Raw genomic sequence first — 14,339 nt, forward strand, 5'->3', positions numbered from 1 at the left:
GAGGTGTGTATGAAAAGAAATGCTGTGGCAATGTCGATGCTGCTGCTTGCGGCGATGCTCTTTAATGCGGCGTGCGGTGCCGGAAGCGGCACAGGGACGACGGCGGCAAAAAATGAGAGCGGCTCCCAGAGCGCAGCGGAAAACAGCGGCTTAGACAGCTCTCATCCGATCAAGGTCGCCGTGGCAGCGCCGATGACAGGCGATAATTCGGAATACGGAATCGGCTTTGCCAATGCCGCCAAGCTTATGGCGAAGAAGTGGAATGAGGATGGCGGCTGCCTGGGGAGAGAGGTTCAGATCGTCGAGTATGATGATAAGAACAGCTCCGAGGAGGCGACGACGATCGCACAGAAGATCGTCTCGGAAAAGGATGAGATTGCGGGGGTGATCGGACATTTTTCATCGGGTGTATGTATGACGGCGGCGCCGATCTATGAGGAAAACCATGTGATTGAGATTTCCCCGTCCGCCTCGCATCCGGATTATTCCTCGATCGGAGATTATATCTTCCGAAACAATACCGTCATCTCGAAGGAGGGCGGTGCCAGTGTGGATATCGCGGTCAATGACCTCGGAAAGAAGAAAATCGGCATAATTTCCATAATGACGGACTGGGGGACCAATACCTCCGGCATCATCAAGGGAATCCTCGAGGGGATGAAGGATAAGGGAGTAGAGCTTGTTGCGCACGAGGAGGTCATGGAGGGCTCCGACGACTATTCCGCGGCGATTGCAAAGCTCAATGACGCGGGAGCGGAAGCTGTGATCTGCTGCGGCATGTACAATCTGGTGGCACCGGTGGCAAAGCAGTACAAAAGGGTGAATCCGGACATCGCCATCATCGCCTTTTCCAATGCATACAGCACGCAGCTTCTGGAGCTGGGAGGGGATGCCGTCAATGGGGTCTGCTTCCCGGTCATCTTCTTCGCGGATTCGGAGGAGCAGAGCATAAAGGACTATGTCGACGCGTATACAAAAGCCTACGGCGCGGCGCCGTCGGCCCTTAGCTCCCAGGCCTATGATTCCGTGGGGATGCTGCTCACAGCCATTCAAAACGTCGGCGATACGGATGCCGAAAAGGTAAAGGATGAGCTCTATAAGCTGGATTACCACGGCGTCACGGGGGATACCAAGTTTGACAAGACCGGCGATGTCGACAAGGCCTTTGTGAAGGTGACGATCAAGGACGGAAAGTTTGTCAAGATGGACTGATGTCGGAAAGAGAAGGAAGCTTGAGGGAGGCGGCTGGCAGGAAATCTGTCTTGATTCAATACAGGAGAGGGGGTAATTATGCTGCTTCAGCAGATTTTCAACGGCCTTGCGCTCGGCATGGGCTACGCATTGATTGCGGTCGGCTACTCGCTGGTATTCGGGATCCTGAGGCTGGTTAATTTTTCACATGGCTCGGTATATGCCTTCGGGGCGGAGATCGCGATGGTTTTTATTGTGAGTATGCGGCTTGGAATCATCCCGGGAATTCTTCTTAGCATGCTCTTTACCGGGATACTGGGGATTTTGATCGATAAGGCGGCGCTGGAGCCGCTCCGGAAGAAGGGCTCGCCTCCGATTGCCTCCCTCATCACGACCATCGGGATCTCCAATATCGTGACGAATCTGCTGATTATCTTTCTGGGCTCCGAAAAGAGAAATTTCCCGAATTTTTTCGGGCACAGCGGGATTCACCTTTTGGGAGGGACGGTCTCCATGACGCAGATTATGATGTGCGTCATCTCCGTGATCCTGATGCTGATTCTGGTTTTTATCGTATTTCGGACGAAGATCGGGCTTGCCATGAGAGCCAGTCAGCAGAATGCCAAGGCAGCGCGGATGATGGGGATCGACGTAAACTTTGTCATCCGCTTTACCTTCTTTCTCGCGGGTGTCTCCGCGGCGCTGGCGGGCGTCCTGATCGCAGGCTATTACGAGATCGTCTACCCGAATATGGGATTCATGGCGGGGCTCAAGGCATTTTCCGCCGCTGTGCTGGGAGGGATCGGAAGTCTCCCGGGAGCCATCCTGGGAGGACTGATCATCGGAAATGCGGAGAGCATGGCAGTCATGTTTCTGGGTTCGACCTACCGGGATTCTGTGGCATTCATTATTTTGATCCTGGTGCTGATTCTTCGGCCGAATGGCTTATTCGGAAGAAAGGGAATCACCAAGGTATAGGACAGGAGAATGCAGATGGATAAAACAGGGAAAAAATGGAAATTGTCTTCGTTTGAGAGCTTTGCGTGGAGGAATGCGAAGCTGCTCTGGATCATCTTGACCGTCTTCCTTCTTATGCTGCCGTTTGTATTCCGGAATCCGTATTTTCTTACGGTAGTCGCGAAGATCGGCTGCTACATCATACTGGGCCTTGGGCTGAATCTGCTGACGGGATATACGGGCCTGGTCTCCTTGGGACACGCGGGCTTTGTGGCTATCGGCGCGTATACCGCATCGCTTCTTTCGGTGAAGGCGGGATGTCCGTTTTTCCCGTCGATGCTTGCGGGGATGCTCGCGGCGGCATTGATCGGTGCGCTGATGGGCCTTCCGACTCTGCGCGTAACCGGAACCTACCTCTCCATCATCACTCTGGGCTTTGGTGAGATCGTCAAGATGGTGCTGATGAACTGGCAGAGCGTGACGAATGGAACGCTGGGGGTCAAGAATATCCCAAAGCCGCAGATTTTCGGATGGAAGTTCACGACAGCGAATCACGGGATGTATTTCCTGATACTGTTTATGATTGTTCTGATCTCGCTGTTTTGCCGCTCCCTCATGCGGTCAAAAACAGGAAGGGCGCTTCGGGCGATCCGGGAGGATGAGATGGCGAGCACAATGATGGGGATTCCCGTCACAGCATATAAGATCCTGGCATTCGTCCTCTCCGCTGTGATCTGTGCGCTCGGCGGTGCCCTCTATGCCTCCTTGATCGGATATATCGATCCCAATACCTTTAATTTCGATGTATCCACGCTGATACTCAGCATCGTGATTCTCGGAGGTATGGGGACATTGCGGGGGATCTATGTCGGAGCGATCGTCCTGATCGCGTTTCCGGAGCTGTCCCGAAGTCTGATGAAATACCGATTTGTGCTCTACGGCGCTATCCTTGTCCTGATGATGCGCTTCCGCCCGTCCGGGATCCTGGGATGGAGATCTTCCCTGCCGTATCAATTGTCTGAAAATGTGAAAAAGAAGCTTAGGAAGGAAGCAGAAGCATAGGAAGCTGCAGCAGGAAATCCGGCTGCGCGGATGGGGGCAAAATGGATAGAGAGGATCTGTTGCTGGAGGTAGAGGAAATTACGAAGCGCTTTGGCGGCATCGTTGCGGTAGAGAATGTCAGCTTCCGGGTCAAAAGAGGGGAAGTCGTCAGCATTATCGGGCCAAACGGCGCGGGGAAAACCACGGTATTCAATATGCTCACGGGAGTGTATAAGACGGATCACGGGAGGATTCTCTTTGAGGGGAAGGAAATCCAGCGCCGCGAGCCGGGAGAGATCGTAAAGCGGGGGATTTCCAGGACCTTCCAGAATATCCGCCTCTTTCCGGATATGAGGGTGATCGAAAATGTGCTTGTGGGAGCGCATATCAAAACGGGCTACAGCTTTCTCTCCTCGATCTTTCGGAGCAGGGCATTCCGGGAAGAAGAGGACGCCATTACGCTCCGGGCGCTGAAAATCCTGAAGGAGGTCGGGCTCTATGAGAGGCGGGACGACTATGCCTCGAACCTGCCGTATGGGGACCAGCGTAAGCTGGAGATTGCGAGAGCGATCGCGACGGGGGCGAAGCTGATCCTTTTGGACGAGCCGGCTGCCGGCATGAATCCGCAGGAGTCCTCCGAGCTGATGGAGTTCATCCGGCTCCTGAAGGGGCGGGGATATACGGTTCTTATGATAGAACACGATATGAGCGTCGTGATGAAGATCTCCGACAGAATCTATGTCATTGATCACGGGAAGCCGATCGCGGAGGGACTGCCGGAGGAGATCGCCCGAAATCAGAGAGTCATCAATGTCTATCTCGGAGGATCACAGAATGCTGTTGAAAATTGAGGACCTGCATACGAACTATGGAGCGATTCATGCCTTAAAGGGAGTCGCTTTGGAAGTGAATGAGGGGGAGATTGTCTGTCTGATCGGAAGCAACGGCGCGGGGAAAACCACGCTTGTGAACTCGATCATGGGGATCGTGAAGCCTGCGGCAGGAAAGATTATTTTTGACGGAAGAGATATCAGCCGCGTGCCGACCTATTCCATGACAAAGGCGGGCATCGGGATCTCCCCAGAGGGAAGAGAGGTTTTCCCGGAGCTCTCCGTGGAGGAAAATCTGAGGATCGGTGCGTTTGTCGTAAGGGAGCAAAAGCAGATCAAGGAGGCGAGAGAGCGGGTCTATGAACTGTTCCCCCGCTTAAGGGAAAGAAGGCAGCAGCAGGCCGGTACCCTCTCCGGAGGAGAGCAGCAGATGCTCGCGGTGGGGAGGGCGCTGATGTCCAATCCGAGACTGATTCTCCTGGATGAACCGTCGCTCGGACTTGCGCCGAATTTTGTGGAAATGATCTTTGCCATGATTCGAAAGATCAATGCGCAGGGGGTGACGGTGCTCCTGATCGAGCAGAACGCAAATATGGCTTTACAGGTATCGAGCCGGGCGTATGTGCTGGAAAACGGCATCGTCAGTATGTCGGGAAAGGCCTCGGAAATCGCTGTCAACCCGCTGGTCAAGAAAGCCTACCTCGGTATGGCGTGATTTTGAGAAATCCTGCCGAGAGAATGAAGCGTCATATGGAAAAGGATGAAACAGAGCTGTTGGCGTTGAGAGAATAGGCACTTTCCAAGCTCACGAGATGACAGGCGGGGAGTTTATAGAAGAGAATAGGGAATAGAGAATAAAACAGAGAAAGGATCGTTTATGAAGAAGATCATTAATAAGCCGACAGAGGTGGTAGGTGATGCGCTGATGGGGCTTCAGATGGCATATCCGGATGCCCTGAGCTATATACCGAAGCTGGAGGTGATCTGCCGAAAGGAGAAAAAGATCGATAAGGTGGCGCTCATATCCGGAGGAGGCGCGGGACATGAGCCGCTGCACGCGGGCTATGTGGGAAAAGGGATGCTGGATGCGGCGGTCTCGGGAAATGTATTTTCCTCCCCGAGCCCGGATCGGATCGGCACTGCCCTGAGAGAGGTATCCTGCGGAAAGGGTGTTCTGATGGTCATCAAGAACTATTCCGGCGATATCATGAACTTCGGGATGGCCGCGGATCTCGCAAAGCTGGATGGGATCGAGACAAGTCAGGTCATCGTGAAGGATGATGTAGCGGTTCCGGACCGGGAGGAGGGAACCGGAAGGAGGGGGATCGCGGGAACCGTCTTTGTGCATAAAATCGCAGGGGCCAGGGCAGAGCAGGGAGCAAGCCTTGAGGAGGTCAGGGCTTCGGCAGAGAAGGCGGTTCGGAACATCAGAACCATGGGCGTCGCCATGACACCCTGTATTCTGCCGGCGGTCGGAAAGCCGGGCTTTCAGATCGCGGAGGACGAGATCGAGATCGGGATGGGAATCCACGGTGAGCAGGGGGTAGAGAGCAGCAAGATTAAGACGGCGAAGGAGATCGCAGAGATTCTGCTGGATAAAATCATGGCGGACTACGACTACTCCGGAGCGGAGGCGGCGGTCCTCATCAACGGACTGGGAGGCACTCCGCTGATGGAGCTCTATATCTTAAATATGGAAGTACAGAAGCTTTTAAGGGAGAGGGAGATAAGGGCATACCGCACTCTCGTCGGGAATTACTGCACATCCATCGATATGACGGGCGCATCGATTACGCTGATGAAGCTGGATGAAGAGCTGAAGGCTCTTTTGGATGCGCCGTGTGACACGCCGGCATGGAAGATTTAAGGAGGAGGAAGCTATGGGCTTTTCACTTAGGTCCCGGGATTATATGGAATATATCAAAAGAGCGTATGAGCTGATCCATTCCAGGGGGGACTATATCACAGAGCTTGACAGCGCGACCGGGGACGGGGATCATTGGACGAACATCAACATGGGCTTTGAGAGTCTGGTGCAGCAGGCAGACAGGCTGGAGGAGATGGAGCTTTCGGAGCAGTTTCGGGAGATCGGGCGGATTATGATGTCGGTGATCGGAGGCTCCTCCGGGATACTCTACGGGAGTGCTTATATCGCAGCGTCCAAACCGCTGGAGGGAAAGGAGAAGATCGGGGAGGAGACGCTGTATGAGGTTCTGCTTTCAATGCTGGATGCGATCACCGCACGGGGGCAGGCGAAGGAGGGAGATAAAACGATGATCGACAGCCTGGCCCCGGCGGTAAAGAAATATAAGGAATGCCTGGATCGGAAGGAAGATGCGGAGCTCCTCTGTGAGGAAGTGAAGAAGGCAGCGGAGGAGGGCGCGGAAAATACGAAAAAGATGGAGGCAGTCAGGGGGAGAGCGAGTTATCAGGCGGACAGAGGGCTTGGGCATCTGGATCCGGGGGCAGTGACGATGTCCTATCAGCTTGTGACGTTAATGGATTTTGCCGCGGAGAAATCGAGAGAGAAATAGGAGCTTTGCGGCCAGCAGGATGGGAGAAAAGCTGTGGGAGAGAGGGAGGACAAGAGGAAACTTCTTAGGGATGCCATGGACAATAAGGAGACCTATCGGGTACCCATGGGATTCTGGCATCACTTCGTACTGGGGAAGGATCAATTCCGCGGGCTGGAGGATCCGGCGATCATAGAGAGGATTATAGAAGGACATAAGAGATATTTTGAGGAAGTTGAGCCGGACATGATGAAGTTTATGAGCGAGGGCTTCATGGGCTATCCTCCGGTCATGGACAATGCTTTAAGGACGGGAGAGGATCTCCTCAGGATTAAAAGCATCGGGCCGGAGCATCCCTGGATCACGGAGCAGTTAAAGTATGTGAAGCGCCTGCAGGAGCTCTTCGGGGATAAGGTGATGACCTTTTATAATATCTTCGCGCCGCTTCAGGTCATCCGCATCCGCCTGGATTTTTACGATAAGGACTATGAGCGTTTCGCAGCTCTCGCGGAGAGCTTCCCGGAGGAGCTGCATGCGGCGGGGATGGAGATTCAGAAGGATATCAAGCTTCTTGTGTCCCGACTTCTCACGGAGACCGGGCTGGACGGGATATACTACTGCGTACAGAATATACAGAGTAAGCGCTATACGAGGGAGATGTATGAGCGCATCGTTCGTCCGACGGAGATAGAGGTCCTGGAGTCTGCGAATCAACTCAGTGATTACAACATTCTCCATATCTGCGGCTATTCGCATCATACGAATCAGCTTTGCTTTTATCAGGACTATGAGGCGAAGGCATATAACTGGGCGACCTTTACCGAAGGAATCTCCATCGAGGAGGGGCGGAAGCTGTTCCCGGGGAAATGTGTCTTGGGGGGCTTTGACAATAATCCCGAGACGCTGATCGATTCGGGAAGCCGGGAAGAAATCTGTGCCTTTGTGAATCGGCTGATCCGCGAGAACGGGCACAGAGGCTACATCATGGGGGCGGACTGCTCCATTCCGAATGAGATTAAGGACGGGAGAATTCACTGGATTGCGAGGCAGCTCCAGGAGAAGGAGAACAGAATCGGAAAGGGGAACCAAGAATCAAAGAAGGAGAAGAGAAGCAAAAGGGAGAACAAAATCAATGAGGAGAAGAGAACCAATTAGGAGAAGAGCATCAGTTAGGAGAACAGAATCAAAGAGGAGAACAGAATCAATGAGGAGAAGAGAATATGACGGATGATCGCAGAAAGGTAATTGACTCATTTTTGAATAATGTGGAGGAGAGTAGAGTCCCGGTCGCCTTTTGGCATCATTTCGTTTCGTTTCACGATCATTACAGCGGCGCGGACGAGGAGATATACCGGACTGTGCTGAGAGAGCAGAAGAAATTCGCGGATGAGGTAAAGCCGGATCTCCTTAAGATCATGTCGGACGGCTTCTTCGGGCATCCCTCCGTCTGCCGTAAAACGATCCGCACTATAGAGGATCTTTCGGAGCTTGGCCCGGTGGGGGCGGAGCATCCTTGGATCACGAAGCAGGTGGAATATGTAAAGGAAATCTGCGATTACTGCGGAAACGATGTCTATAAATACTACAACATTTTTTCACCGCTTCAGTATATCCGCCTTCGCTTTGAGGAATACGATGAGGATTTCCGGAAGTTTGTCCGTCTCTTCCACGAGAGCCCGGAGACGATGGTGAAGGCTGCGAAATGCATCGCGGAGGACACGAAATGTCTTGTGAGACGCCTTTTTGAGGAGACCTCCGTCGATGGAATTTATTACAGTGTGCAGTGCGTGCAGGATAAGCTGATGACACACGAGGGGCATCGGAAGCTGGTGGAGCCCCTGGATCTGGATGTGCTTCAGTATATCAACCGCTTTTCGGACAGGACGATCCTGCATATCTGCGGCTATGGGAAGTATACGAATCATCTGAGCTGGTACAAGGATTACCCGGTAAAAGCATATAATTGGGCGGTGTATTCCGAGGGGATCGGACTCGCGGAGGGAAAGAAGCTCCTGAATGGGAAGCCGGTGCTGGGAGGCTTCGACAACGCGGAGGGAAGCATACTGTATACGGGAACTGAGGAGGAGCTCCGCGCGGAGATCCGGCGCATCCTGGATGAGGCGGGAACGAAAGGAGTGGCGATCGGCGCCGACTGCACGATTTCGTCCGAGGTGACAGCAGAGAGGCTGGAGCTGATCCGAAGACTGGTGTCGGAATATCATAAGTCATAAGTGTGAAGGACCGGGCCGCTTGGAAGAGCGGCCTTTTGGGAAGGCTTGCCGCCCCGGCGCTCTATAGAGCCTGCCGGAGCGGCAGGCTGTTTGCGTTATCGCGGCGGGAGGACAGGATGGGATATGCAGGAGAGCTCAGGACGGAATTCGATGATTTTGCGAGGGCAATCTCAGACGTGGTTTCCACCGATGTCATCATTACGGACAAGAGTATGCGAATTATCGGGAGCGCCTTTCAGTACTTCTCGCTCTATCAGGACATCAAGGTCGGCTCTCTGATCGGGGAGGTGCTGTACAATGGAAAGGATCTTCTGGTAGAGCATAAAAGGGAGAAGAGGAGCTGTCGTCTCTGCGCGGAGTACGCAAAATGCAAGATGGAAGCGTTTATCGGCGTGCCGATCCGTGACCGGATTCGCACGATCGGCGTCATCGCCCTGATCCTGCCCAAGGACAAGGGGAGGGAGCTCTTTAAGAAGCGGGATTCCACCGTGACATTCATGCACAGTATGGCGGAGCTGATCGCCTCTAAGATACACAGCAGTCAAAGATCGAAAATCATGGAGGAGAAAAATGCGGAGCTCAGGGGCATCCTGGATGCCAACCCGATCGCCAATGTCTATACCGATTGCTTCGGGACGATTCTCTTCGTAAATGAGGCCTTCAAGAGACTGTTCTTTGTGACGGAGGAGCTGCTGGGCTCTCATATACAGGAGCTCTTCCCCTATGATTACATAAGGAGGATCTTTCAAAAACGAGAGCTGAAGCCGGAAATGCTCAAGGCGGCGGCAGAGCGCAATCAGTTTTACGGAATCATCAATGTGGAACCGATTCATGATGAGCTGGGAATGACGACGGTTCTGTTCTCCTTTCGGAGATACGGTGAAATCCAGTCGGAATCCGCACAGTTTGACTTTGCAAACGGAAGCTGTGTGACCTTTGACTTCCTGGAGGAGATCTGCACAGCGGAGCTTCTGGAGGAGGCCGCACGCTTTGCGAGGAGCGAGGAAAGGCTTTTATATATCAATACGGACGACAATGAAATCAATGAGATGCTCGCGAAGGCGATGCACAATGAATCCGCGCAGAAGCTGAAGGACTTTTTCATCATGCACAGCTCCAGCCTTTATCGGGACTATCTTTCGGAGTATCTCTTCGGGGAGAATGGACTTTTGAAAAATATGGAGGATGGGACACTGGTGATCCATCACCCGGAGAGGATGCAGCTGTATTATCAGAAAAAACTGGCGAGATACATAGCTTCTCTCCAAAAGCAGAAGGATGCGGCAGGGAGCTTAAGAATCATACTGTGTACCGAGCGAGATATTGGTGCGTATCTTGAGGACGGGCGCTTTGAGCGGGAGCTCTATGAGATGATGCAGAAAAACCGGATTTCACCGGGGAAAACACTGCATTCCGATCCGGAGCTTTTTAAAAGATATACCCGCAGCATGACAGAGTATTATCAGAAGCTCTATAAGATAGAGCAGAGGGGAGAGAACTATTTCGAGCCGGTACAGATGGAATATATGAGGATGGGGGTGAATGAGTTAAATCTGCAGATTGAGAGGGCAGTGACGGAGGGAGGGCTGCGGGAGGAGAAGGAAAGCGGGGAAATCTCCCTGAAAGAGTATGAACTGAATCGGATCCGGGAAATGCTGAGTATCGGGAGGACACAAAAGGAAATATGCAGGGCGCTCGCCATATCCCGGAGCACACTGAACCGGCGGCTGGGAAGGATGAGAGAGCTGCGCTGAGGAGCCGGAAGTTCTGCGGGAAAATCGGAGAGGAGTTCACATCCTTTGAAAAACTTGTAATAAAAACATTGATAAGATGAAGCTTGTCTGCTATGCTCTATTTGTAATGATAAACATTACAAGATAAATACGATTTTACAAGGAGGATTTCATCATGAAGATCGCAGTAGTAGCGGCTAACGGCAGAGTAGCAGGCAGGCTTATCACCGAGGCGGTGAACAGAGGCTTCGAGCTTACGGCTTTCGGCCGCGGGGAGAATAAGACCGATGCAAAGAATTATGTTCAGAAGGACTTGTTCGATTTGAGTGCGGAGGATTTGAAGGGCTTTGACGCAGTAATTGACGCATTCGGAGCATGGACGGAGGATACTCTTCCCCAGCACAGCAGCTCTCTTTCACACCTTTGCGACATCCTTTCCGGCACGGATACCCGTCTTCTCGTTGTTGGCGGCGCGGGCAGCCTTTATGTCAATCCCGAGCATAGCGCACAGCTTACTGACGGTCCCGATTTCCCGGATGCGTTCAAGCCTCTGGCAGCGGCCATGGCGAAGGCCCTCACCGAGCTTCGTGAGCGAAAGGATGTGAAGTGGACCTATATCAGTCCTGCCGGAGACTTCCAGGCTGACGGCGAACGCAGCGGCAGGTACATCCTCGGCGGTGAGGAGCTGACGCTTAACAGCAAGGGAGAGAGCATCATCAGCTATGCGGACTATGCTATTGCCATGATTGATGAGATCGAGAAAGGCAATCATATCCGGCAGAGAATCAGCGTGGTGAGGGAATAATGGCATCGAAGCCTGTAATGTCTGCATTGATATCTTTCCTGTCATTATGTATATTACAGGAAGGAGGAAGGGGCAATGCAGATTACAAGCAAATTCACGATAGCGGTTCATATCATTACTGCCATCGATTATTTCAAGGACAGCGAAAAAGTCACCAGCAGCTTCCTTGCGGGAAGTGTCGGAGCGAATCCCGTCATTGTGAGAAATGTGATGGGAAAGCTGAAAGAGTCCGGCATCATCGAAATCAGCCAGGGCAAGCGCGGCATCAGTCTTGCGAAAGCTCTTGATGAGATTACATTTTATGATGTGTATCAGGCGGTAGACTGCGTAGGTGCTGAGGGGCTTTTCCACTTTCACGAGAATCCGAATATCAAGTGTCCCGTTGGCAGGAACATTCATCTGGCTATGGACGAAAAGTTGCGGCGGGTACAGGATGCGATGGAAGATGAACTGCGTCATATCACGATCGCCGATGTTGCTTCGGATATCAAAAGGGAAGTCGGCTCCGCCGATTGATGGAAGATCGGGCGCAGGACAAAACGGATGACGACAGCCCGCTTTTGCAATAAAAGAGCTGCCGCAGATGGGTGCGAAGTATGTCATCCACACAAGTATTGCTGCTACGGCTGATGATGAAGGGCTGCCCGCAACGGCCGCTATCGATAGGATGGATGCAGATGAGGACGGTCTGTCCGAAGAATTGCATTGTGACTTAGGATGGGCAGGAGCATCGTCTGCATTGCGGAAATGGCCGGACAGCCTGCCCTGCCTCTGCGGTGGAAAGAGGGGAATCCAATGAACGAGAACATGACGCAGGACCAGCGGCTGGACTGCCTGGCAGAAGAATTCAAGGCTGATTCCGATGAATATAAAGATTTGCAGATACCAAGCGATAGGAACGGGAAATGGCGTGTTCTCCGTTCGCTGATGAATATCCGTATGCCGCGGAGGATGGACGAATCTGTTCTCCGCATTCAGGATGAGTATTTGAAAGAACGAATTCGTGAAAACGGGATCGTGGAGCTTTCGGAAATTCCCGTGATACGGGACGGGCTTTCCATCTGGCAGGGTGATATTACACGGCTTGCCGTGGATGCCATCGTGAATGCCGCCAATTCACAGATGCTCGGCTGTTTCATTCCGATGCATGCCTGCATTGACAACTGCATCCATACCTTTGCCGGAGTGCAGCTTCGCGCCGAGTGCAGCCGCCGGATGAATCTGCTGCGGGAAAGGTACGGCAGAGATTATGAGCAGCCGACCGCTCTTCCGATGCTGACAGACGCATATAATCTTCCGGCAAAAAAAGTCGTACATATTGTGGGGCCTGTCGTTCAGGATAAGCTGACGCCGGAATTGGAAAAAGAGCTTGCAGACTGCTATCGGAACACGCTGGATATGTGTATGGAGAATGGGCTCATGAGCGTGGCCTTTTGCTGCATTTCCACGGGTGTATTTCATTTCCCGAAAAGCCAAGCGGCGGAGATCGCGGTGCGAACCGTGACCGATTGGAGGGAGGAACATCCCGGACGTATGGAAAGGGTGATCTTCAACGTTTTTAAGGACGAGGATAAAAAATACTATGAAGAGCTTGTACAATGAAATGCCGAACGGCTATCTGGAGAGCATTCAGAAGGGACTCGCCGCAGTAAGATGCTTCAGCAGACATAAGTCGATCGGGACGGGAACAAAGGAAGAAAATATCGCAAGACTGAAACAGGAAATTAAAATGGCGGATGCCATCGTAATCGGCTCCGGCGCGGGGCTTTCCACATCTGCGGGACTTAGCTACAGCGGGGAGCGATTTGAAAGATACTTCTTTGACTTTGCGAGGAACTATGGTATCCGCGACATCTATTCCGGTGGTTTCTATCCCTTCCCCGATGATGAAACACGCTGGGCATGGTGGGCAAGGCACATCTATTTCAATCGTTTCATGGAATCGCCTAAGCCTGTCTATCGGGAGCTTCTTTCGCTTGTGAAAGACAAGGACTGGTTTTCCATCACAACGAATGTGGATCATCAGTTCCAAAGAGCGGGCTTCGATAAAAAGCGCCTCTTCTATACGCAGGGAGACTACGGACTTTTCCAGACCGTGGATGGCAGAAACGGCAAGACCTATGACAATGAGGAATGGGTAATGAAAGCGATGACGGCACAGGGCTTTGTGAAGGATGCGGATGGTGTATTCCAGGTACCGGAGGATGGAAATATAAGCATGCATATCCCGACAGAGCTTATCCCGAAGTGCCCGGATGACGGCTCGGACGTTAGAATGAATCTCCGCGCGGATGATTCCTTTGCAGAGGATGAGGGATGGCACAGAGCGTCTGCGGCATATTCCGACTTCCTGCGAAGACACGAAAATCTCCATCTGCTTTATCTTGAGCTCGGTGTAGGAGCAAATACGCCTGTTATTGTGAAATATCCGTTCTGGCAGATGACGCTCGCAAACAAAAACGCTGTTTATGCCTGTGTGAATTTCGGCGAGGCGTTCTGTCCCGCCGAGATCGCGGACAGGAGCATATGCATTGACGGAGATATCGGGGAAGTGCTGAAGCTTTTATGAGAAGCCATAAGACTCCGAGCGGCTGAATAAACAGTTGCTCGGAAATGACCTCAGCCTTACCGCTTCGGATGATTTGAGCATAGGCGTTCCCCCACAAACATAGATGAGTCATGGGGGGTCTCCCGGAATACGAAGGAACTCATCTCCGGATTTGGCTCGCTATGCAAAAGCAAGCACAGCTAGATGCTTTCAAGTCTGATATTTTATTTTTTAGGTGCTTCCGTTCGAGCACATTTGTATCAATGACTGCGCGGCGGATCATCCCCTATACCTCGGCACGCACACAATCAATTTCCTTGTTGATATCATCAAGACTCATATCAGCAACACCGTTTTCTTTAGCCTGTGCCCGCAAGGCATTGAATGCTTGCATTGCGCCTTCTCTGGTGATATCAGTTTCAGAAGATGAATATAATGATACCTATGGTCGTTCCGGGATGCGTGATGCTCTTCTGCAGAAGAAGCCGAA

At 52.4% G+C, this 14,339-nt stretch carries 15 protein-coding genes and 1 pseudogene; 15 read left to right on the top strand and 1 reads right to left on the bottom strand.

Going from position 1 to position 14,339, the window contains the following annotated elements; all coding sequences use genetic code 11:
* The first annotated feature begins 9 nt into the window (after positions 1 to 9).
* From HMPREF1986_RS11735 to HMPREF1986_RS11805, 14 genes are all read left to right on the top strand, one after another.
* On the top strand, positions 10 to 1,212 hold the full coding sequence (locus tag HMPREF1986_RS11735) for an ABC transporter substrate-binding protein (RefSeq protein ID WP_036600544.1): 1,203 nt from the start codon (positions 10 to 12) through the stop codon (positions 1,210 to 1,212).
* Positions 1,213 to 1,290: 78 nt separating this feature from the next.
* Positions 1,291 to 2,169 carry a branched-chain amino acid ABC transporter permease gene (locus tag HMPREF1986_RS11740; protein WP_009214052.1) on the top strand — a complete coding sequence of 293 codons (879 nt, stop codon included), beginning with the start codon at positions 1,291 to 1,293 and terminating at the stop codon, positions 2,167 to 2,169.
* Between the two features lie 15 nt (positions 2,170 to 2,184).
* The gene (locus HMPREF1986_RS11745; protein ID WP_330365170.1) at positions 2,185 to 3,210 is read left to right on the top strand and encodes a branched-chain amino acid ABC transporter permease; all 1,026 of its coding nucleotides are present in this window, start codon (positions 2,185 to 2,187) and stop codon (positions 3,208 to 3,210) included.
* A gap of 41 nt (positions 3,211 to 3,251) precedes the next feature.
* Positions 3,252 to 4,040, top strand: a complete 789-nt coding sequence (locus tag HMPREF1986_RS11750) for an ABC transporter ATP-binding protein (RefSeq protein WP_009214054.1) — start codon at positions 3,252 to 3,254, stop codon at positions 4,038 to 4,040.
* Positions 4,024 to 4,734 carry an ABC transporter ATP-binding protein gene (locus HMPREF1986_RS11755; protein WP_021775078.1) on the top strand — a complete coding sequence of 237 codons (711 nt, stop codon included), beginning with the start codon at positions 4,024 to 4,026 and terminating at the stop codon, positions 4,732 to 4,734. Before HMPREF1986_RS11750 ends, HMPREF1986_RS11755 begins: the two co-directional genes overlap by 17 nt.
* Positions 4,735 to 4,896: 162 nt before the next feature.
* The gene (gene dhaK, locus HMPREF1986_RS11760) at positions 4,897 to 5,886 is read left to right on the top strand and encodes a dihydroxyacetone kinase subunit DhaK (RefSeq protein ID WP_021775079.1); all 990 of its coding nucleotides are present in this window, start codon (positions 4,897 to 4,899) and stop codon (positions 5,884 to 5,886) included.
* A 13-nt stretch (positions 5,887 to 5,899) separates the two neighbouring features.
* Positions 5,900 to 6,553, top strand: coding sequence for a dihydroxyacetone kinase subunit DhaL (dhaL, locus tag HMPREF1986_RS11765; RefSeq protein ID WP_021775080.1), 654 nt, complete (start codon positions 5,900 to 5,902; stop codon positions 6,551 to 6,553).
* Between the two features lie 33 nt (positions 6,554 to 6,586).
* Positions 6,587 to 7,687 (top strand): uroporphyrinogen decarboxylase family protein, encoded by a 1,101-nt coding sequence (locus HMPREF1986_RS11770; protein ID WP_021775081.1) that lies wholly within the window; start codon positions 6,587 to 6,589, stop codon positions 7,685 to 7,687.
* A 65-nt stretch (positions 7,688 to 7,752) separates the two neighbouring features.
* Positions 7,753 to 8,763 (top strand): uroporphyrinogen decarboxylase family protein, encoded by a 1,011-nt coding sequence (locus HMPREF1986_RS11775; RefSeq protein WP_021775082.1) that lies wholly within the window; start codon positions 7,753 to 7,755, stop codon positions 8,761 to 8,763.
* Positions 8,764 to 8,879: 116 nt separating this feature from the next.
* The gene (locus HMPREF1986_RS11780; RefSeq protein WP_036600547.1) at positions 8,880 to 10,517 is read left to right on the top strand and encodes a sigma 54-interacting transcriptional regulator; all 1,638 of its coding nucleotides are present in this window, start codon (positions 8,880 to 8,882) and stop codon (positions 10,515 to 10,517) included.
* Positions 10,518 to 10,671: 154 nt separating this feature from the next.
* Positions 10,672 to 11,301 (top strand): NAD(P)-dependent oxidoreductase, encoded by a 630-nt coding sequence (locus HMPREF1986_RS11785; RefSeq protein WP_021775084.1) that lies wholly within the window; start codon positions 10,672 to 10,674, stop codon positions 11,299 to 11,301.
* Between the two features lie 75 nt (positions 11,302 to 11,376).
* On the top strand, positions 11,377 to 11,817 hold the full coding sequence (locus tag HMPREF1986_RS11790) for an Rrf2 family transcriptional regulator (protein WP_021775085.1): 441 nt from the start codon (positions 11,377 to 11,379) through the stop codon (positions 11,815 to 11,817).
* A 279-nt stretch (positions 11,818 to 12,096) separates the two neighbouring features.
* Positions 12,097 to 12,903, top strand: coding sequence for a protein-ADP-ribose hydrolase (locus tag HMPREF1986_RS11800; RefSeq protein ID WP_242837390.1), 807 nt, complete (start codon positions 12,097 to 12,099; stop codon positions 12,901 to 12,903).
* Positions 12,884 to 13,870, top strand: a complete 987-nt coding sequence (locus tag HMPREF1986_RS11805) for an SIR2 family NAD-dependent protein deacylase (protein ID WP_021775087.1) — start codon at positions 12,884 to 12,886, stop codon at positions 13,868 to 13,870. The genes HMPREF1986_RS11800 and HMPREF1986_RS11805 overlap by 20 nt, the downstream gene beginning before the upstream one ends.
* A 43-nt stretch (positions 13,871 to 13,913) precedes the next feature.
* On the opposite strand, the pseudogene HMPREF1986_RS13805 reads toward HMPREF1986_RS11805, so the two are convergent.
* Positions 13,914 to 14,049 (bottom strand): annotated as a pseudogene (locus HMPREF1986_RS13805) (phage portal protein); the annotation flags it as partial.
* On the opposite strand from HMPREF1986_RS13805, the gene HMPREF1986_RS13425 reads away from it, so the two are divergent.
* The coding region (locus HMPREF1986_RS13425) for a hypothetical protein (protein WP_207636981.1) at positions 14,032 to 14,339 on the top strand (308 nt) is incomplete at its 3' end. The pseudogene HMPREF1986_RS13805 and the gene HMPREF1986_RS13425 sit on opposite strands and share 18 nt — an antisense overlap.

The sequence above is a fragment of the Oribacterium sp. oral taxon 078 str. F0263 genome (assembly GCF_000469565.1).
In the GTDB taxonomy this organism is placed as follows: domain Bacteria; phylum Bacillota; class Clostridia; order Lachnospirales; family Lachnospiraceae; genus Oribacterium.

Excerpts from the sequence above, each read along its gene's own strand:
- HMPREF1986_RS11735 (WP_036600544.1), top strand. The coding sequence starts at position 10 with ATGAAAAGAAATGCTGTGGCAATGTCGATGCTGCTGCTTGCGGCGATG.
- HMPREF1986_RS11740 (WP_009214052.1), top strand. The coding sequence starts at position 1,291 with ATGCTGCTTCAGCAGATTTTCAACGGCCTTGCGCTCGGCATGGGCTAC.
- HMPREF1986_RS11745 (WP_330365170.1), top strand. The coding sequence starts at position 2,185 with ATGGATAAAACAGGGAAAAAATGGAAATTGTCTTCGTTTGAGAGCTTT.
- HMPREF1986_RS11750 (WP_009214054.1), top strand. The coding sequence starts at position 3,252 with ATGGATAGAGAGGATCTGTTGCTGGAGGTAGAGGAAATTACGAAGCGC.
- HMPREF1986_RS11755 (WP_021775078.1), top strand. The coding sequence starts at position 4,024 with ATGCTGTTGAAAATTGAGGACCTGCATACGAACTATGGAGCGATTCAT.
- dhaK (WP_021775079.1), top strand. The coding sequence starts at position 4,897 with ATGAAGAAGATCATTAATAAGCCGACAGAGGTGGTAGGTGATGCGCTG.
- dhaL (WP_021775080.1), top strand. The coding sequence starts at position 5,900 with ATGGGCTTTTCACTTAGGTCCCGGGATTATATGGAATATATCAAAAGA.
- HMPREF1986_RS11775 (WP_021775082.1), top strand. The coding sequence starts at position 7,753 with ATGACGGATGATCGCAGAAAGGTAATTGACTCATTTTTGAATAATGTG.
- HMPREF1986_RS11780 (WP_036600547.1), top strand. The coding sequence starts at position 8,880 with ATGGGATATGCAGGAGAGCTCAGGACGGAATTCGATGATTTTGCGAGG.
- HMPREF1986_RS11785 (WP_021775084.1), top strand. The coding sequence starts at position 10,672 with ATGAAGATCGCAGTAGTAGCGGCTAACGGCAGAGTAGCAGGCAGGCTT.
- HMPREF1986_RS11790 (WP_021775085.1), top strand. The coding sequence starts at position 11,377 with ATGCAGATTACAAGCAAATTCACGATAGCGGTTCATATCATTACTGCC.
- HMPREF1986_RS11800 (WP_242837390.1), top strand. The coding sequence starts at position 12,097 with ATGAACGAGAACATGACGCAGGACCAGCGGCTGGACTGCCTGGCAGAA.
- HMPREF1986_RS11805 (WP_021775087.1), top strand. The coding sequence starts at position 12,884 with ATGAAGAGCTTGTACAATGAAATGCCGAACGGCTATCTGGAGAGCATT.